Below are 16,978 nucleotides of genomic sequence, written 5' to 3' on the forward strand. Positions count from 1 at the left end.
CCTTTTTTATATGCCGATTTCCCTAGTTTGCATATGTTGAGTAAATAAATGTAAGCACAGGTGCAAAATCATGGTAAAATAAGAAGATACATAATGAAATTTCGGAGTGATCTTCTTGGAAAAATGGCTAGAGATACTAACGCTTGCTGCAAAGGTCATATGGGTACAGATTCAAACCGTGGTTAATCCTATCATCGAGTTAACAGAGAGCGCGATGACCTCTTTTTGGTTTGTCTTTTCACTTACGATCATTGCAGGATATGTATTACTGAAGCTTGTACAGAACGCAATGACCTTCTACCAAGCACATAATTTTATTCATAGAAGAATGAATAATGAACCTGCTAATGATATTGAATTCACCTTGTTTATGAAATCACTTTGGAAGAATGATCGATCTAAAGGTTTATTGGCGAATGCGAAATCAGCTAAGAGCAGATACCTTCAATTTAATGCTCAAGAACGTTTATTATTACAAAACTACTTGCAGCAACGGCACCGATTCTTACGTACCAACCAGCCTTTGTTCATCTTAAGCGCTGTTATAATAGGATTGCTCTCAAGTATTTCAGTGAATGTGCTGCCGGTTGAGTCAGCTTCACTAACTGCGGAAAATGTATTGAAAACAGCCCTTTTCATTCTTTCTTGGCTGCTAATCATGCAAACTAAATACGTTTCTATGAAAAAACAAACGTACCATCACCTCGTGTGGATGCAAGAAACCAATCGGACTTCAAAGGTTGATTACATGCAGGAAGATGAAGCTGCAGTTTCGACTAACAAAGAAAACAACCCTGCGTATTAACGAGATACGTAAGGGTTGTTTTTTATCCAGAACCGATAAGGATAATGAACCGCTTCCGCGGCGTATTGTATTCCTATACGGGGACCCGAGCTAATTTCATTCGGTCCGAATCGCATTCCTTCTTCAATTCTTATATTTTCTTCATTCATTTTCTTGCCATTATCACTTAATGTGAATCCCATCGCTTTACTCAGTTTGCCAGGACCATTTGTAAGCTGAATCTCAGTTTTCGCTCTTACTCTTCTTTCTTTCATTTCTTCTATTCCTTCAATTGGTTGAAGAGCTCTAATGAGAATAGCTTCTGGTTTATTAACAGGGCCTGAAACGATATTAAAGCAAACATGCATCCCATAAATAAAATAGGTATAAATTGTACCTGCTTCATCGTACATCACTTCTGTTCTAGCCGTTCTTCGGTTGTTAAAAGAATGAGCTGCTCGATCTTCAGGTCCTAGATAGGCTTCTGTCTCCACGATATATCCAGATGTTGTTCCTTTATCATCGACATGAATCAATTTCATACCTAGAATTTCTTTTGCTAGATCAAGTGTAGGTAATTCCCATAAATTCATTTTTCATCTCCCTTATGATGTATGACATCTTTATTTTATATGTACAATAACAACAGGCTTGTGTAAAATTATGTTTCCTTTTGTCGAAGTTTTACAAACCCTAAAAAAGAGGAAATTGCAGAAGGAAAAAGAATTTTTTATAAAGCAGATGAATAGGAGGCGTTTGATATGGACGGTTGGGTGAATGAAACAGGAATTTATGAAAATCTCTCCAAACGACGCTGGGAGTACTGGGAAGTTAGTCAACATGGAATAAAAACCATGGTTTCCTGGCTATGCTGGAATGCCCCTAATTCGGTTTATGAACAATGGAGTAAATCTGTCTTACACTAGAACAAATTTTGTTGAAAGTTCCTTTACTTTTTAAAGGAACTTTTTTGTTTACTCACAAGCTTGAATCTTCTTTTATGTGGATAGAATATATAACAATAATAGCCACAAAAAGGAGCAGATTTTATATGGATTCACATAAAGGACAACTGCGAAGAGCGGTTGAAGGACGTAAACAACGACTCATTCAACATCTTATCCATAAAGGTTTGTATGGGTATGAAGATCATAGATATCTAACTGATTTTACATTAAGTGAACTAGAGTTAGAGTGGAAGAATGCTCAGTTTATCGACCAAGAGAATCACATAAGTTAAATTTTTAAAATAGTAAAAAAATAATAAGTCCTCTTAACTATTTTCTGATATAATATACCTATAAAATAGGGAAAATGTCTTATGTAGTTATTTTGTATTGCAATCGTTAAGACAAACTGCCATAAATCGTTTGATAAAGGCAAACTCATTGAAAAGTGAGGACGCAAAGCTATAGGGGCTTCATTTAATATATGCCAGCCAGCTACCTTACGAAATTATCCTTCGGTTTATGAAATGATGTAGGGGGGATATCATTGGAACAGCACTTATTATTTTTTTCATGGTCAGCGATTGGATTTTATTTTGCAACGATTTTTTTTATTGCGCTTTTACTATTTTTTACTGGAAACAAACTTAAGAAAAAAGATAACAGAATCATAGATGTTTTTACTAATATTCTAATCATATTAGGTGCGATTGCCTGGGTGTTCATTACAAGTTGAATGCTGAATTTGAAAATTTCCAAATTTTTAGTAAGGATAAACACTGAAACCCCACGTTATAATGAATGCATACACGAGAGGGGGATTAACAATTGTCTACTAATGTGAAAGCAAACCTTACAGATGAAGAGAAAGAATTGTTAATTGAAGCATTGTTGAGTCAAGGGTATGCTTATGAAGTGGTTGATTCTGAGCTGAAGGATTTAGAATATGAGCTTAAGCCAGGTTATGAATCAAAAGTAAGAAGATTGAACGGACTTTTAAAAAAATTACATAATTAAAAAATAAAGCAAAAGGCTCTCTTAGAGTCTTTTGCTTCTTTTAGTTAAGTATCATGTATCTAGTAAGCCTTTTCTTCTAGCTTCCATGCGCCATTCCGCTTCTTTTACTAACCTTCTAGGTAACTTGCCTCTATTTTTTAAGAATGACCAATACGTTAGATATTGCTTTGGTCTCGAAACGGGTGAGACATTTCTTGCATACTCCCACCATGAAATTTCGTTTGCTTCTAAGCGTATTAGAAAAAGATCATCGCCTTTTACCATAAAACTCACTCCTGTCTTGCCTTTCATTACCAATAGTATTGACTCATTTCAATAAAATAACCGAAAAAAATCATGGCACTTTATTTTATGCAAACTGTTATATAACGCTTAGGACAAAAAGTAATTTTTTTATTTTGGCAGGAAATAAGGTATGAAGCTTGAATCTTTAAGTTACTAAAGGAAGGTTGTGCTTATGAAATGGGGGGGGTCCTGTTGGAGCAAGTACTCATGTTTTCAACACTATTAGCTCCTTTGGTGACAGCAATGATGGAGCTCTTAAAACGTACTTTCCCGATTCCGAAAAAATATATACCCATTATTAGTTTTTTTGTGGGATTGATCATCGGATTGTTAGCTGCTCCCGTTACAGAGATGAATGTTCAACTCAGATTATGGTCTGGAGGAATAGCGGGGTTAGCCGCAACTGGATTGTATGAGATCGGCAAGAAAAGTAGAAAATATAAAAAAGCAAGTTAGTGAGTTTAGTCTGATCTTTTATGAAACCATTTTCAATGATTACTTAAAAAGGGTTTAGAATTTTGAAATCAGTGAATAGATTATAGTAAGAAAACAATGTCAGGCGGTGAAATGTCATGAAAGCTTTTCTAGCACTATGTTTGGCTGTTATGCTATCATTCATTATTGTCCCTAACATTCCTGAAAACGTTCAAGAGAAGTCCGGTACTTCGGATAAGATTATTACTCAGCCAGTAACGGCTGAAGAAACGAAAGAAAAACAAGCTGTCCCTGTATTTACGGAGGATATCGCGAAGAAACAGGCGAATCTCTTTATTGAAGCACTAAAGCAAGAAACCGATGAAAACTATAGGGTTTTAAATTATTCTAATAAAGAAGAATATATGACATATTTAACGAATTTTGTGTCTAAAGATCTAGCTGCATATTATACGGATGGTTTATTTGAGGAACGAGAAAGTTCGCTATACATCATTCCTACTGAACTTCCACCTTGGCTAGAAGAAAGTGAACCTGTAATGATCAAACAGCTTTCAGATCATTCTTATAGAGTTCATCAAAAAAATGAGTCTGATCTATATGGCTCATATGAAATTACTTTAGGATATGAATACCTCAACGGAAAATGGATTATTACATTTGCATCAGTAGATTAAAACATGGGTTTTACCACCCATGTTTTTTTACGATTAGATTGAATAAACTAGGATTGTTACATAATAGGAAGAGGAAGTTGTAGCTCTAAGAGAGCGTACTTTAGTGAGTTGCAATTAAAACAAATGGACTTTAAATGTTGTGAACTTTACAATAAAGGAAACAGTCGAGATGGAGTAGTGTGATGGATATAATTACGTTTAAAGATTTTTATAACAACACTGTACAATTGTCGTTTTCAGACCACCCCTTTTCGGATACGCCAAAACACGTGTGGTGTTTGTGTAAATTTAAAGATCAATGGTTGCTGACTGAGCATCCGAGACGTGGAATTGAGTTTCCTGGTGGAAAGGTAGAACCTGGAGAAACAGCGGATGAAGCAGCCGTTCGGGAAGTTTTTGAAGAGACGGGTGGAAGAGTATCAGATCTTAAATATATTGGTCAGTACTTTGTTGATGGAAAAGGCGGAAAAATCATTAAGAATATTTATGTAGCCACTGTGGACAAGATTCTTTTAAAACATCGTTATTTTGAAACAAATGGACCTGTATTAATGAGTGAGTTGCCTGATGATGTTTCCACGGATAAGTCGTTCAGCTTTATGATGAAAGACCAGGTGCTAAAAGAGAGTATGAAGTACGCTCTTCTGCATTCCCTGGCCTAAAATAAAAGATCATAAACGGTGCTTAATAAGTTTCCGTTCAAGCCATTCGACTCCTTGATACATTACGGTAGCCATTACAGCAATGATCAAGAGGCTCATTAGTACGAGTGTGAAGTTAAAGACTTGGAATCCGTAGATGATCATGTACCCTAAGCCTTGTTTTGAAACAAGAAACTCGCCTACGATGACACCAACCCACGACAACCCCACATTTACTTTTAAAGAAGATATGATATTCGGAAAACAGGCTGGAAGGATAACCTCCTTAAAGCACTGTTTTTTATTGCCTCCAAAAGATCGAACCACTTTAATATAGTTTGCATCCACATTTTGAAACGCTGTGTATACGACGAGGGTCGTAATGATGATTGAGATTAAGATCCCCATAGCAATGATCGAACCAAAGTTCGGCCCAATCGCAACGATCAATATAGGTCCTAACGCCACTTTCGGCATGGCGTTTAAGACAACTAGATATGGATCAAGAACCTTAGATAGAAATGGTGACCACCACAGAAGAGCGGCAAGTAAAGTCCCTAACAGTGTACCTAATATGAATCCGAGTACAGTCTCACCTAGAGTAAAAAAAACGTGGATATAAAGTGAACCATCACTAATCTTTTCAATAAAAAGAGATCCTATTTTCGTTGGTGAACTAAATAGTAATGGATTGATCCAGCCTCTTAGAGATGAAACTTCCCATAACAAGAAAAAGCTGATAAAAATAAAAAGCTGAACAAGGCGTATATTTCGATTTTCTTTTTTTATCGATTCTAGATACGCTTGGTGTATCTTACTCTTTATCGTTTTGTTCAATGTGCTCCAACTCCTCCCATATTTGCTGAAAGGTTGCAGAAAAATCAGGATGCTGACGAGCTTCAAAGGGAGGGAGTGTCTTTAATGTTTCAGGCATCTTAAATGTCCTGAAAATACGTCCAGGATTAGTTGATAACAAGATAACGGTATCACTCATCGCGATAGCCTCACCGATATCATGTGTAACTAAGATAGCTGTTTTTCCATGTTCTTTTAGAGTTGAGGATACGAGATCTTCAAGCTTTAACTTTGTTTGGTAATCGAGTGCTGAGAAAGGTTCATCGAGTAAAAGGATCTTTGGCTGTGTGGCAAGTGTTCGAACGAGTGCCACTCTCTGTCTCATTCCTCCAGAAAGCTCTGAAGGGTATTTGGTTAATGTGTGATCTAATCCGATCTCTTTGAGAAGTTTCACTGCTGCTTGAACGTTTTCCAATGAATGTTGGTTCCTCAGTTTCAAACCAAGCGTTATGTTATCTTGAATCGTTTTCCATGGAAACAAATAATCTTGCTGAAGCATGTAACCGATTTTCGGATGCGGAGATGTGACCAGTTGGTTATTCACCGTTACCGTTCCGACCGTTGGTGTGAGTAGACCTGCGATCATAGATAAAAGTGTGGATTTACCGCACCCGCTCGGTCCTAGTAAGGATATAAATTCGCCTTCTTGTACAGAAAGCGAAATATCTTCTAAGGCCGTTGTGGCAGACGTTTTTGAAAAGTATGTTTGCCCGACAGATTTTAGTTGTAATAAAGCCACGACGATCCCCTCCTGATTTTGTATTTGCACTTCAAACAACCACCTGTGAAGCTTCTCGTGTATATGTTCGACAAGAAGCTCCCTATGGTAGCCTTATTGTATGCAGACCCGTCTGTTCCTCTACTTGATGGCTTTCTTTGCTATTGAAGTATCAACAAGAATGTCATAATCCACTTTTTTAGGAAGTTCGCCCGCTTCGTCCATAATTGTCTGTAAGTTGTTCCACTCTTCTTCATCTAGAATTGGGTTAAGAGCGAAACTGTGTTGACTTTTATAGCGATCCACAACGGTTTCAATAAGTTCTACAGGGGTATCTTCAAAATAAGGTGCGATAACTTTTGCGATCTCTTTTGCAGAGTGGTTCTCCACCCATAACTGCGCTTTATATAAACCTTTTGTAAATTTGTCTAATGTTTCTTTGTTTTCTTTTATATAGCTCTGTTTCGCCATAAAGGTTGTATAAGGAATCTTCCCAGACTCAGCTCCGAACGAAGCAACAATGTGTCCGATTCCTTCTTGTTCAAATAGACTTGCTTGCGGCTCGAATAATTGAACATAATCTCCTGTTCCAGAAGCAAACGCATTCGCGATGTTAGCGAAATCAATGTTTTGAATCATCGTTAGATCGTTCTTAGGGTCAATCCCGTGTTTCTTTATACCAAACTCACCTGCCATTTGCGGCATACCGCCTTTACGCTGGCCTAAGAAAGTACTGCCTTTAAGCTGATCCCATGAAAAGAATTCCGGCTTTTTTCTTGCCACTAAGAAAGTACCATCTGTCTGTGTAAGCTGTGCAAAGTTAATAACAGGATCTGTTGATTCTTGTGCATGTACATAGATGGTTGTTTCAGAACCAACGAGTGCTACGTCTGCGCCATCAGACAACAAAGCTGTCATCGTTTTATCGCCGCCCCAGGTGGTAGTCAATTCAACGTCTAAGCCTTCTTCTTTAAAAAAGCCTTTCTCTATGGCAACATATTGTGGAGCATAAAAAATAGATCGTGTTACTTCAGCAATTCTGACTTTTTCTTTTTTAGGGCTAGAGGTATTGCATCCTGCCAACAGCATGGAGAAAGCTAGTAAACAAGTGAAAAGTATCATTAGTTTTCTTTTGAAATATTTCATATTGGATCCTCCTGCACATAGGGATGAAGTCATGACTTTTATGTAATAATGTATGTGATTGGTGCAAATGTGTGTTTGCCCACAAAAATAAAGGAGTGTAGGAATGAAAAAAGCAAAAATGATAGAGTGGCAGCGATTTCCTTCACCGCATCCTACCATTCGCTTGTATGTAGTCACGTATTTAAATGATGGATTAAAAATAAAAGGACTAGCCGCTTTACCTGAAGGGAAAGGGCCTTTTCCAGGCTTTCTTTATCTTAGAGGCGGGATCAAGTCCGTTGGAATGGTCAGAATTGCTAGGATCATCCAGTTTGCTTCACAAGGATTTGTTGTTATGGCTCCGTATTATCGAGGAAATCAAGGGGGAGAAGGCAACGAAGATTTTGCTGGAGAAGATCGTACTGATGCTTTTGCCGCTTTTGAGGTATTAAAGCAGTTTCCTAAAGTAGATCCAGAGGACATTCATGTGTTTGGCTTTTCACGAGGCGGTCCTATGGCCTTATTTACAGCTATGAAATTTCCTGAAATTCGGTCTGTCGTAACATGGGGCGGAGTGACTGACATGGCGATCACGTATGACGAGAGAGAAGATCTGCGGAGGATGATGAAGAGAGTGATCGGAGGGACTCCAGATAAATATCCAGAAGAATTTGAATGGAGATCGCCACTTAACTATTGTGAAGAATTAGATACACCGCTACTTTGTATTCATGGCATGAAGGATGAAAACGTAAGTGTAGAGCATACCCTTAAGATTGAAAAAAGATTAAAAGAGCTCGGAAAACCATGCGAAACATGGATCTATCCGGAATATACACATTATTTTCCGCCAACAGAGAACCGAGAGATTACATATGCTTTGTGTGAATGGATGAAAGGACATGGAAAAGGAGCTAAAATGAGATTTTAGCTCCTTTTCTAATCCAAACATATATAATAAATAAAAAAACCTTCCATTGCTAGAATGGAAGGTCGTTATTCATTGTATTAAACGAGCGGTCCAGCTTGAGAAATTTCAGCTGAAACAGATTTGAATTTTTCAAAGTTCGCATTAAATTGGCCAGCAAGCTCTTTCGCCTTAACGTCATAAGCGTCTTGATCACTCCACGTTTTCTTGGGTTGAAGAACTTGATCTGGAACACCAGGGCAATGTGTTGGGATATGAAGCCCAAAAATAGGATCCACCACTGTTTCAACCGATGCAAGTTCTCCTTCTAATGCTGCTTGCACCATTGAACGTGTGTGGCCTAAATTCATACGGCTTCCGACTCCGTACTCTCCACCAGACCAGCCAGTGTTAACAAGATAAACCTGAACGTTGTGCTGATCGATTTTCTTGCCGAGCATCTCAGCGTAAACAGTAGCAGGTAGTGGCAGGAATGGAGCGCCAAAGCATGTTGAGAACGTAGCTTGTGGTGATGTTACGCCTCTTTCTGTTCCTGCAAGTTTGCTCGTGTATCCTGATAAGAAATGATACATCGCTTGTTCTTTAGTCAGTTTGCTGATTGGAGGCAATACACCGAATGCATCAGCTGTTAAGAAGATGATTGTGTTCGGGTGTCCGGCAACACTTGGTTGAATAATATTTGGAATAGCATCGACAGGATAAGCTGCACGTGTGTTTTCAGTTAATGAAGAATCTTTATAGTCAGCTTCTCTCGTTACAGGGTCGATCATTACATTCTCTAGAACGCTTCCAAAACGAATCGCGTTCCAGATTTGTGGTTCTTTTTCTTTCGATAGATCGATTGTTTTTGCATAACATCCACCTTCAATATTGAAGACTCCAGTGTTAGCCCAACCATGCTCATCATCCCCGATCAAACGACGATTAGGGTCAGCAGATAAAGTAGTTTTTCCAGTTCCAGATAGTCCGAAGAATAAAGCTACATCTCCTTCATTCCCAACGTTTGCGGAACAGTGCATAGATAGAATGCCTTTTTCAGGTAGAATATAGTTCATGACAGAGAACACAGATTTTTTAATTTCACCTGCGTACTCAGTACCACCGATCAAAACAATTTTCTTCTCGAAAGAAACGATAATAAATGTCTCGGAGTTTGTTCCATCTTCAGCCCGATTAGCTTGGAACCCTGGTGCTGAAATCACTGTGAATTGAGATTCATGAGAGCCTAGCTCATCGTGGTTCGGGCGTACAAACATTTGATGAGCAAAAAGGTTATGCCATGCATACTCATTGATTACTTGGATAGGAAGGCGATACTCGCGGTCTGCACCAGCAAACCCTTTAAACACGAATAGTTCTTCTTTATTCCCTAAGTATTGGAGGACTTTTTTGTATAATTTATCAAAGTTTTCTGGTGAAAATGGTTTATTAACCTTTCCCCAATCGATTGAATCTTTAATGGAAGCATCTTCAACGATAAATTTATCCTCAGGGGAACGGCCTGTATATTTCCCCGTTGTAGCTTGAAGTGCTCCTGTGGATGTAAGGATGCCCTCGTTGCGTTGAAGAGATTTTTCTACTAAAACCGGAACAGGTAAGTTCTGGTGAGTTGTTTCACGGGTCACAAGATCGTTTAAGGTTGTCGTAAATTCCAAAGTATTCATATGAGACAGTACCATCCTTTATCCTAGAGTGATATATTCGAAAATTAGTATAACACATTGAATTAAATAATGTATACTATTTTATGAAAGTGCATCAAAAAAGTTCTTACTTCCTAAAAAAAGATCAAAATTATGTGAAATAGCCATCTTATTTAAAACGCTTTCATTCTATAGAATATAATACTCCAAACTTACTGCTATTCATAGGGTTTTCTATTGACAGAGAGTGATCATTACGCTATCATATTTCGAGAACGGCTACTCTTATTCTGAGTAGGTGGAGGGACAGGCCCTATGAAACCCAGCAACCGACATGAAAGTGGTAAATAAAACGCCACTAGAAATGAAAAGGTGCTAACCTGCAAGGTGAAAATAACCTTGGACAATAAGAGGTTGAAGGCATTATGGTTTTAGAAACCTTTTCCCTCGTGAATGTATGTGAAACAGGGAAGGGCTTTTTTTATGCCTTTTTCAGGTTAAGAACATAGACTGTGTAAAATAGATAAGAATAAAGTACCGTATCATACTCAAAAGCAGTTAAAGGGAGGATATTAACTTGTCCAAAAAAGTTAGTCGTCGTTTATTTACATCAGAATCCGTTACAGAAGGCCATCCAGATAAAATCTGTGACCAAATCTCAGATGCGATTCTAGATGAAATTTTAGCTAATGATGCAAATGCTCGTGTAGCATGTGAAACTTCTGTAACTACAGGTCTTGTACTTGTAGCAGGTGAGATCACAACTTCTACTTATGTAGATATCCCAAAAGTAGTTCGTGAGACAATTAAAGAAATCGGTTATGACCGTGCAAAATATGGTTTCGATTCAGAAACATGTGCAGTATTAACTTCCATCGATGAGCAATCTGCTGACATCGCGATGGGTGTTGACCAAGCTCTTGAAGCAAGAGAAGGATCTATGACAGATGCTGAGATCGAAGCAATCGGTGCAGGTGACCAAGGTCTAATGTTCGGATTTGCTTGTAACGAAACTGAAGAGCTTATGCCTCTTCCAATCTCACTAGCTCATAAATTATCTCGCCGTCTTACTGAGGTTCGTAAGACTGAAGAGATTCCTTACTTGCGTCCAGATGGAAAAACTCAAGTAACGGTTGAATATGATGAAAACGATAAGCCTGTTCGCATCGATACAATCGTAATTTCTACTCAGCACCACCCAGAGAACACACTTGAAGAAATTCAAAAAGACATCAAAGAAAAAGTAATCACGCCGGTTGTTCCTGCTGAACTGATCGACGAGAACACAAAATACTTCATCAATCCAACGGGCCGTTTCGTAATCGGCGGACCTCAAGGTGATGCAGGTCTTACTGGCCGTAAAATCATCGTAGATACTTACGGTGGATATGCTCGTCACGGTGGCGGTGCATTCTCTGGTAAGGACGCGACTAAAGTTGACCGTTCAGCTGCTTATGCTGCTCGTTATGTTGCTAAAAACATCGTAGCATCAGGTCTTGCTGATAAAGTTGAAGTACAGCTTGCTTATGCGATCGGTGTTGCTCAACCCGTATCAATCGCTGTAAACACGTTTGAAACAGGTAAAGTTTCTGAAGAAGTTCTTGTTGAGTTAGTTCGCAACAACTTCGATCTTCGTCCGGCTGGAATCATTAAGATGCTTGATCTTCGCCGTCCGATCTACAAGCAAACTGCTGCATACGGCCACTTTGGACGTACTGACATCAACCTTCCTTGGGAGAACACAGATAAAGCTGCAGAGCTTAAGAAGCAAGCAAATATTTAATGACATGTTAAACCAGACTTCCTTTTGGGAGTCTGGTTTTTTTGTAGTGGTTAGTTTAGAAGGATTTGTCGAAAATCGGATAAAAAATTTTATGTACGGAATTAATTGTTAGTTTTACGGATAAATGTACATTATTTACGGATAAAATTGTGATTACCTCGTAAAAATGCTTATATAACCCTCTGATAAACATCATCTGAACCGATAATGTTCATCAGAGGGTTGCAAAATATATAAAACTATAAATAAAATCGATTGCTATTTACTTTAGTATCATAATATCCTGCGCCTATTAGGCAATGATCGTTTTATTTTTACTTTTCATATAAATAACTTCTTCATATTGCATCAAAAGATTCCCAAAGATAGCTGGCCAAGATTGAGTCATCGCATAATTTCTTGCTTTTAGTTTCATAGAACTTAAGAGCATATGATCTTCCATAATTGAAACGATATTTTCTATGAATGAGTCAGCTTCTCTAGCTTTACAGATTATACCCGTTACACCGTCTTGAACAATTTCAGCTACTCCGCCAGAATCTGACACGATAGCAGGCAACCCAGATGCAGATGCTTCTAGAACAACATTGCCGAACGTCTCTGTAGAAGAAGGGAAGACAAATAAGTCTGAAGAAGCATAAACTCGCGCTAGTTCATCACCAGAAAGATAACCTGCACAGGTGACATTGTTATATTCTGATTCCCACTGTTCAACATCACGTCGACTTGGTCCATCGCCCACAATCAGCCAATGTACATTCTCGCCGAAAGAACGTGGCAGTTGATCTATCACTTCTTTAAGGATGTTTAGGTCCTTTTCAGGTGCTAATCTTCCCACGAACAAAAAGATATACTTCTGTGTAATATTATATTTTTCACGGACATAGTAATCACGCTTTTGAGGTGTAAACATCATACAGTCAACTCCTCTGGACCATATGTCAATATTATTAAAGTTTTTTGTGTACAAAATCTTCCGTGTTTCTTCACTTGGAACAAAGATTTTTTCAAAAGGTTTATGAAACCATTGCAGATAACGCCAGAGCAAGGGGGATAAGAAATCTAGATGGTAGTATGCAAGGTAGCGGTCAAAATGTGTATGATAGGAGCCTACCATGGGAATGTTTTCTTTTTTACCGTATCGCATCCCAAATAAGCCAATATTAAAAGGGGTAGCTATATGAAGGAGGTCAGGTTTGAATTTACTTAGTTCTTCGCTCAAGGCTTTAAATTGCGGTATGGCAAGCCTGCACTCCGGATATAGAAAGAGTGGCAGGCTTTTCATCGCATAATATTGTTTGCATTCTGTTTCTTGATGCTCTTCAAAAGAAGGCATGATAACTTTATATTCAACTCCATTGGTTTCTAGGTAACTCGTAAATCTTTTTAACGTGCGCGCAACTCCGTTAATTTGTGGATGGAACGTATCAGAAAAAAGAGCAAGCTTCATTTCTTCATCTCCTTTTATAAAAAGTAAGGCAAGATAAAGCTTTTTACTAAAAATAAAGAAAAGAAGCTGGAACTGATGCCTAGAATCATTCCTGCAAGTACATCAGAAGGATAATGAAGACCTAGATACATACGGGAAATAGCTACTAAAAGGGCAGCGACCAATAAAAATATACCGATAAATGGATTCAATAGTATCAAGGGTGTGACGATTGAAAATACAGCGGTTGTATGACCCGACGGAAATGAATGATCTTTTAGTGGATTATCACCGATGTTCGTATCTGGAAGACTTAAATACGGTCTCTTTCTCGGGTACATCTTCTTAGAAATAGCAACAGGAATGTGGCTGATCAATAAAGACAGCATACAAACAATTCCCCAAGACTTTAAATGCATAGGGAGGAATAACAGAAGTAGAATACTTGTTGAGATGGTGGCTGTTGCACCACCAAGATGCGTCCACAGGTGAAAGAAATGGTCCATTGAATTTCTGTGCAGTCTTCCGTTAATCAGTCGGAAAAAGGTACACTCTTTTTCATAAAGCCAATCGATTACTTTTGCCATGAATATCCCCCTTACCATTCATATTTTGTTCGATACTATAATAATAAAATACAATTGTAAGGGGAACATGAAGACAGTATGAAATTATTATAAAAAAACCATCCTCTAAGAGCAGGATTTCAAAGTGTATCACGGAATCGTTGAGAGCAGCAGCTTCAGTACGATTTCATCTCAAATTCTTTGTTTCTATGTTAAAATTATGGGCAAAACATAAAGAGAGATGAGGTGGCTATACATGTATGCAGGCATACATCATGTATCCTTACTTGTAACCAATCTAAAAGAATCATTGTATTTTTATGAGGGAATTCTCGGATTCGAGCAAAATAAAAAACGCCCGCAATTTGATTTTCCAGGCGTTTGGTATGATATCGGTGACACGCAACTTCATTTGATCGTCCATCCTGAGGGTAAAGCTAGAAGAAATTCGACAGAGATTGATAGCAGAGATGGTCATTTTGCTGTAAGAGTTACGAATATGGACAAGCTATTAAAAACATTAGATGCTCATAACGTTCCATATGTTAACAAACCAACAAATAAAACAGAGTGGCACCAAGTTTTTGTGAGTGACCCTGATGGTAACTTAATCGAGTTTAACGTTTAGGTTGTAATGATTTATAATACTGTCCTTTCTCATAGTATTCACGACGGATTCGATTCATGTCCGTGATATCTTCTTCTGTTAACTCTCTAATCACCTTGGCTGGTCGGCCGAAAGCTAAGGTGTTCGGCGGTATCTTTTTTCCAGGAGGAACGAGACTTCCTGCACCTATAAAAGCTCCTTCTCCAATGTGAGCTCCATCTAATATGAGTGAACCCATGCCAATCAATGCGTTCTCTTCAATGATACAACTATGTAAGATTACACTATGACCAACAGTAACGCCGTCTTTTAAATGAAGGGGACGGTTCGGACTTTGATGAAGAACAGAATTATCTTGAACGTTTACATAGTCCCCGATAATAGTCGGGGAAACGTCTCCTCGTATGGATGTATTAAACCAGATAGAAGAATATTCGCCGATCTGAACATCACCAGTAATGGTAACATAGTCTGCAATAAAGGCAGTTTTTGAAATCTTAGGTTGTTTATCTCCGAATGGATAGATCATGGTTACACACTCCTATTATCATTATTTATCTATCTACAGTTTAGCAAATCACCAAGTCTTATGAATAGAGAAGGTGGAGAAATGTGGACATGGAAAACAAAAAGAAATGCAGTCGGAACGATCGTAGTCGTTCATGGTGCAAACGAACATCACGGCAGGTATGATTGGGTTATCAAACAATTGAACGAAGCGGGCTTGCATTGTGTTTCAGGCGATCTTCCAGGTCAAGGTACGACAACGAGAAGAAGAGGGCATATTGATGCATTCGATGATTATATTCAAACAATAGAAAAATGGTATCTTGAAGCCGAGAAATTTGGACTTCCCGTATATATCTTAGGACATAGCATGGGTGGATTAGCCGTAATCAGAACCTTGATGGGAAAAAGGCTTAATGTTCAAGCGGTTATCTTATCCTCTCCTTGTTTAGGATTGGTTCATTACCCATCAAAAGGAAAAGAAGCCGTTTCCGTTCTATTGAACAAACTCGCTCCGAGTGTAAGGTTAGCGACCAATCTACCTGAAGGCAGTGCTACCAGGAATGAAGAAATACGTATACGTGATAAAGAGGATAAGCTGATCGTTAAGAAAGTCTCTGTCAGATGGTATCGAGAGTTGATTGGTTCGATAAAACATGTTTTCGATCATTATAAAGATTTTCCAAATGTACCGTTAATGCTTTTACAAGCGGGGGATGATCGAATCGTGGATAAAATGAAAGTGAAACAATGGTTTAACGCAGTACAACTCGAAGAAAAATGGTATAAAGAATTTCCATCACTATATCATGAAGTATTAAATGAGCCTGAAAGAGATCATGTGTTTAATTATGTAAAAAAATTTCTGTTTCTGCATAGCGACGTCGATTAAAGAAAAAGGTAAGGGAAGAAATAAACAAAAGGAGCCATCTTATGAACAAAGTTCCGGTTCACCCTTGGGGATTGATGTATTCCGTTTATACGCATATCTTTCCGGCTGTCAGCCATCTGCTTAAGTCGTGGCATGAGAGAGCTGAGAAGATTCCGAACCCTGAATTAAGAAGACAGGCAGTCAGCAGCATTTCGGATAAGATGTTTCACTGTGAAGGGGGAGCTATCCTTACACTGCTAGCAGGGAATCATCGCAAAAAAGCCATCGAGTTTGTGGTGGCGTACCAAACGATCAGCGACTATTTAGATAATCTTTGTGACAGAAGCACTTCACTGAATGAGAAGGATTTCCGTGCTCTTCATGAAAGTATGTTTCATGCGTTATCTCCTGGCGCTGTTCCAACAAATTATTACCGTTACCGTGAAGAACAGGACGACGGAGGTTATTTGAACGAATTAGTTTATACGTGTCAAAACGTTTTGTCAGAGATGAAAGCTTATCCAAATATCGCGAGTGAACTGATCGGACTAGCCTCGATCTATTGTGATTTGCAAGTTCATAAACATGTCATCGTTCAAGAGAGAGAGCCACGACTAATCAGTTGGTTCGGTGAGTATCAATCTGTTCTACCAGATATCACATGGTATGAATTTTCAGCTTGTGCAGGTTCAACACTGGGTATCTTCTGTTTAGTCAGTTATGCATTTCAAGGAAACTTCACAAAAGAATCTGCAGCAACGATAAAGAAGGGATACTTTCCGTGGCTGCAAGGTCTTCATATTCTTTTAGATTATTTTATTGATCAAAATGAGGACAAGTTGGAAGGCGACCTGAATTTTTGTACGTATTATAAGAATGATCAGCACATGCTTGAACGAATGGTTTATTTTGCGGAAAAAGCAGAGAAAAGCTGTGCTAATCTTCCTAATTCGAGGTTTCATCGCTTGATCCAAAGAGGGCTGTTAGGAATCTACCTTGCAGATAAAAAGGTGTCTGAAAGTCCTGGGATTAAAAAGATGGCTTCAAAGCTCGTTAAAGTGGGAGGGGCAACAAGTTACTTCTTTTATGTAAACCGAAAATTATATCAAAGGTTAAAACCTTCCCTCTCATAAAAGTAATGTCGAGCTCCATGTGCTTCG

22 protein-coding genes and 2 riboswitches are annotated in these 16,978 nt (G+C 38.4%); of the genes, 13 read left to right on the forward strand and 9 right to left on the reverse strand.

From position 1 onward, the window contains the following. The first annotated feature begins 115 nt into the window (after positions 1-115). Positions 116-805, forward strand: a complete 690-nt coding sequence (locus FS458_RS05220; RefSeq protein WP_144698452.1) for a hypothetical protein — start codon at positions 116-118, stop codon at positions 803-805. Here the strand turns inward: FS458_RS05220 and FS458_RS05225 are convergent. Further along, positions 802-1,377: a DNA-3-methyladenine glycosylase gene (locus FS458_RS05225; protein WP_144698454.1), complete on the reverse strand. Its 576-nt coding sequence runs from the start codon at positions 1,375-1,377 to the stop codon at positions 802-804. The genes FS458_RS05220 and FS458_RS05225 overlap by 4 nt on opposite strands. 168 nt (positions 1,378-1,545) lie before the next feature. Between FS458_RS05225 and FS458_RS20595 the strand changes: the two genes are divergently transcribed. From FS458_RS20595 to abbA, 4 genes are all read left to right on the forward strand, one after another. Further along, entirely contained in the window at positions 1,546-1,710 is a 165-nt protein-coding gene (locus tag FS458_RS20595) for a hypothetical protein (RefSeq protein ID WP_153237601.1), read from the forward strand. 125 nt (positions 1,711-1,835) lie between these two features. Beyond that, the gene (gene fbpA / locus FS458_RS05230) at positions 1,836-2,024 is read left to right on the forward strand and encodes a Fur-regulated basic protein FbpA (protein WP_186320457.1); all 189 of its coding nucleotides are present in this window, start codon (positions 1,836-1,838) and stop codon (positions 2,022-2,024) included. A gap of 128 nt (positions 2,025-2,152) precedes the next feature. Further along, positions 2,153-2,234: riboswitch (cyclic di-GMP riboswitch) on the forward strand. Positions 2,235-2,278: 44 nt separating this feature from the next. Continuing rightward, complete coding sequence (locus FS458_RS05235) at positions 2,279-2,467, forward strand: hypothetical protein (RefSeq protein ID WP_144698458.1); 189 nt, start codon at positions 2,279-2,281, stop codon at positions 2,465-2,467. Positions 2,468-2,559: 92 nt separating this feature from the next. After that, complete coding sequence (gene abbA / locus FS458_RS05240; protein WP_144698460.1) at positions 2,560-2,748, forward strand: antirepressor AbbA; 189 nt, start codon at positions 2,560-2,562, stop codon at positions 2,746-2,748. Between the two features lie 51 nt (positions 2,749-2,799). On the opposite strand, the gene FS458_RS05245 is transcribed toward abbA, so the two are convergent. Further along, complete coding sequence (locus FS458_RS05245; protein WP_137788569.1) at positions 2,800-3,012, reverse strand: hypothetical protein; 213 nt, start codon at positions 3,010-3,012, stop codon at positions 2,800-2,802. A 213-nt stretch (positions 3,013-3,225) separates the two neighbouring features. Between FS458_RS05245 and FS458_RS05250 the strand changes: the two genes are divergently transcribed. The 3 genes from FS458_RS05250 to ytkD all read left to right on the forward strand — a co-directional run bounded on the left by FS458_RS05250 (position 3,226) and on the right by ytkD (position 4,807). After that, positions 3,226-3,489, forward strand: a complete 264-nt coding sequence (locus FS458_RS05250; RefSeq protein ID WP_144698462.1) for a holin — start codon at positions 3,226-3,228, stop codon at positions 3,487-3,489. A 116-nt stretch (positions 3,490-3,605) separates the two neighbouring features. Continuing rightward, positions 3,606-4,145 (forward strand): hypothetical protein, encoded by a 540-nt coding sequence (locus FS458_RS05255; RefSeq protein WP_144698464.1) that lies wholly within the window; start codon positions 3,606-3,608, stop codon positions 4,143-4,145. 182 nt (positions 4,146-4,327) lie between these two features. Next, positions 4,328-4,807 (forward strand): RNA deprotection pyrophosphohydrolase, encoded by a 480-nt coding sequence (gene ytkD / locus FS458_RS05260; RefSeq protein ID WP_231607511.1) that lies wholly within the window; start codon positions 4,328-4,330, stop codon positions 4,805-4,807. Positions 4,808-4,816: 9 nt separating this feature from the next. Here ytkD and FS458_RS05265 read toward each other — a convergent pair whose 3' ends face one another. The 3 genes from FS458_RS05265 to FS458_RS05275 all read right to left on the reverse strand — a co-directional run bounded on the left by FS458_RS05265 (position 4,817) and on the right by FS458_RS05275 (position 7,448). Beyond that, positions 4,817-5,623 carry an ABC transporter permease gene (locus tag FS458_RS05265; RefSeq protein ID WP_144698466.1) on the reverse strand — a complete coding sequence of 269 codons (807 nt, stop codon included), beginning with the start codon at positions 5,621-5,623 and terminating at the stop codon, positions 4,817-4,819. Continuing rightward, complete coding sequence (locus FS458_RS05270) at positions 5,601-6,380, reverse strand: ABC transporter ATP-binding protein (RefSeq protein ID WP_144698468.1); 780 nt, start codon at positions 6,378-6,380, stop codon at positions 5,601-5,603. The genes FS458_RS05265 and FS458_RS05270 overlap by 23 nt, the downstream gene beginning before the upstream one ends. 120 nt (positions 6,381-6,500) lie before the next feature. Then, on the reverse strand, positions 6,501-7,448 hold the full coding sequence (locus tag FS458_RS05275; protein ID WP_231607528.1) for an ABC transporter substrate-binding protein: 948 nt from the start codon (positions 7,446-7,448) through the stop codon (positions 6,501-6,503). A gap of 160 nt (positions 7,449-7,608) precedes the next feature. On the opposite strand from FS458_RS05275, the gene FS458_RS05280 reads away from it, so the two are divergent. Next, on the forward strand, positions 7,609-8,415 hold the full coding sequence (locus FS458_RS05280) for an alpha/beta hydrolase family protein (RefSeq protein WP_144698472.1): 807 nt from the start codon (positions 7,609-7,611) through the stop codon (positions 8,413-8,415). A gap of 77 nt (positions 8,416-8,492) precedes the next feature. Here FS458_RS05280 and pckA read toward each other — a convergent pair whose 3' ends face one another. Next, positions 8,493-10,076, reverse strand: a complete 1,584-nt coding sequence (gene pckA, locus FS458_RS05285) for a phosphoenolpyruvate carboxykinase (ATP) (protein ID WP_144698474.1) — start codon at positions 10,074-10,076, stop codon at positions 8,493-8,495. Positions 10,077-10,337: 261 nt separating this feature from the next. Beyond that, positions 10,338-10,468: riboswitch (SAM riboswitch) on the forward strand. A 164-nt stretch (positions 10,469-10,632) separates the two neighbouring features. Here pckA and metK point away from each other — a divergent pair. Then, positions 10,633-11,838, forward strand: coding sequence for a methionine adenosyltransferase (metK, locus tag FS458_RS05290; RefSeq protein ID WP_144698476.1), 1,206 nt, complete (start codon positions 10,633-10,635; stop codon positions 11,836-11,838). A gap of 292 nt (positions 11,839-12,130) precedes the next feature. Here metK and FS458_RS05295 read toward each other — a convergent pair whose 3' ends face one another. Both FS458_RS05295 and FS458_RS05300 read right to left on the reverse strand, forming a co-directional pair. Then, positions 12,131-13,288 (reverse strand): glycosyltransferase family 4 protein, encoded by a 1,158-nt coding sequence (locus tag FS458_RS05295; RefSeq protein ID WP_144698478.1) that lies wholly within the window; start codon positions 13,286-13,288, stop codon positions 12,131-12,133. A 14-nt stretch (positions 13,289-13,302) separates the two neighbouring features. Beyond that, positions 13,303-13,854, reverse strand: a complete 552-nt coding sequence (locus tag FS458_RS05300; protein WP_144698480.1) for a phosphatase PAP2 family protein — start codon at positions 13,852-13,854, stop codon at positions 13,303-13,305. Between the two features lie 235 nt (positions 13,855-14,089). Between FS458_RS05300 and FS458_RS05305 the strand changes: the two genes are divergently transcribed. Further along, positions 14,090-14,461 (forward strand): VOC family protein, encoded by a 372-nt coding sequence (locus tag FS458_RS05305; protein ID WP_144698482.1) that lies wholly within the window; start codon positions 14,090-14,092, stop codon positions 14,459-14,461. Here FS458_RS05305 and FS458_RS05310 read toward each other — a convergent pair. After that, entirely contained in the window at positions 14,451-14,969 is a 519-nt protein-coding gene (locus FS458_RS05310; protein WP_144698484.1) for a gamma carbonic anhydrase family protein, read from the reverse strand. The two genes, FS458_RS05305 and FS458_RS05310, sit on opposite strands and share 11 nt — an antisense overlap. An 81-nt stretch (positions 14,970-15,050) precedes the next feature. On the opposite strand from FS458_RS05310, the gene FS458_RS05315 reads away from it, so the two are divergent. Both FS458_RS05315 and FS458_RS05320 read left to right on the forward strand, forming a co-directional pair. Beyond that, entirely contained in the window at positions 15,051-15,839 is a 789-nt protein-coding gene (locus tag FS458_RS05315) for an alpha/beta hydrolase (RefSeq protein ID WP_144698486.1), read from the forward strand. 41 nt (positions 15,840-15,880) lie between these two features. Next, positions 15,881-16,951, forward strand: coding sequence for a tetraprenyl-beta-curcumene synthase family protein (locus tag FS458_RS05320; protein ID WP_144698487.1), 1,071 nt, complete (start codon positions 15,881-15,883; stop codon positions 16,949-16,951). The last annotated feature ends 27 nt before the right edge of the window (positions 16,952-16,978 follow it).

This window comes from Fictibacillus phosphorivorans, assembly GCF_007673525.1.
Lineage (GTDB): Bacteria > Bacillota > Bacilli > Bacillales > Fictibacillaceae > Fictibacillus > Fictibacillus phosphorivorans_C.

What these genes read in the sequence shown, in the direction of transcription:
- FS458_RS05225 (WP_144698454.1), bottom strand. Translation starts at nt 1,377, where the DNA reads ATGAATTTATGGGAATTACCTACACTTGATCTAGCAAAAGAAATTCTA.
- FS458_RS20595 (WP_153237601.1), top strand. Translation starts at nt 1,546, where the DNA reads ATGGACGGTTGGGTGAATGAAACAGGAATTTATGAAAATCTCTCCAAA.
- fbpA (WP_186320457.1), top strand. Translation starts at nt 1,836, where the DNA reads ATGGATTCACATAAAGGACAACTGCGAAGAGCGGTTGAAGGACGTAAA.
- FS458_RS05245 (WP_137788569.1), bottom strand. Translation starts at nt 3,012, where the DNA reads ATGGTAAAAGGCGATGATCTTTTTCTAATACGCTTAGAAGCAAACGAA.
- FS458_RS05255 (WP_144698464.1), top strand. Translation starts at nt 3,606, where the DNA reads ATGAAAGCTTTTCTAGCACTATGTTTGGCTGTTATGCTATCATTCATT.
- ytkD (WP_231607511.1), top strand. Translation starts at nt 4,328, where the DNA reads ATGGATATAATTACGTTTAAAGATTTTTATAACAACACTGTACAATTG.
- FS458_RS05275 (WP_231607528.1), bottom strand. Translation starts at nt 7,448, where the DNA reads ATGCTGTTGGCAGGATGCAATACCTCTAGCCCTAAAAAAGAAAAAGTC.
- FS458_RS05280 (WP_144698472.1), top strand. Translation starts at nt 7,609, where the DNA reads ATGAAAAAAGCAAAAATGATAGAGTGGCAGCGATTTCCTTCACCGCAT.
- pckA (WP_144698474.1), bottom strand. Translation starts at nt 10,076, where the DNA reads ATGAATACTTTGGAATTTACGACAACCTTAAACGATCTTGTGACCCGT.
- FS458_RS05295 (WP_144698478.1), bottom strand. Translation starts at nt 13,288, where the DNA reads ATGAAGCTTGCTCTTTTTTCTGATACGTTCCATCCACAAATTAACGGA.
- FS458_RS05300 (WP_144698480.1), bottom strand. Translation starts at nt 13,854, where the DNA reads ATGGCAAAAGTAATCGATTGGCTTTATGAAAAAGAGTGTACCTTTTTC.
- FS458_RS05305 (WP_144698482.1), top strand. Translation starts at nt 14,090, where the DNA reads ATGTATGCAGGCATACATCATGTATCCTTACTTGTAACCAATCTAAAA.
- FS458_RS05310 (WP_144698484.1), bottom strand. Translation starts at nt 14,969, where the DNA reads ATGATCTATCCATTCGGAGATAAACAACCTAAGATTTCAAAAACTGCC.
- FS458_RS05315 (WP_144698486.1), top strand. Translation starts at nt 15,051, where the DNA reads ATGTGGACATGGAAAACAAAAAGAAATGCAGTCGGAACGATCGTAGTC.
- FS458_RS05320 (WP_144698487.1), top strand. Translation starts at nt 15,881, where the DNA reads ATGAACAAAGTTCCGGTTCACCCTTGGGGATTGATGTATTCCGTTTAT.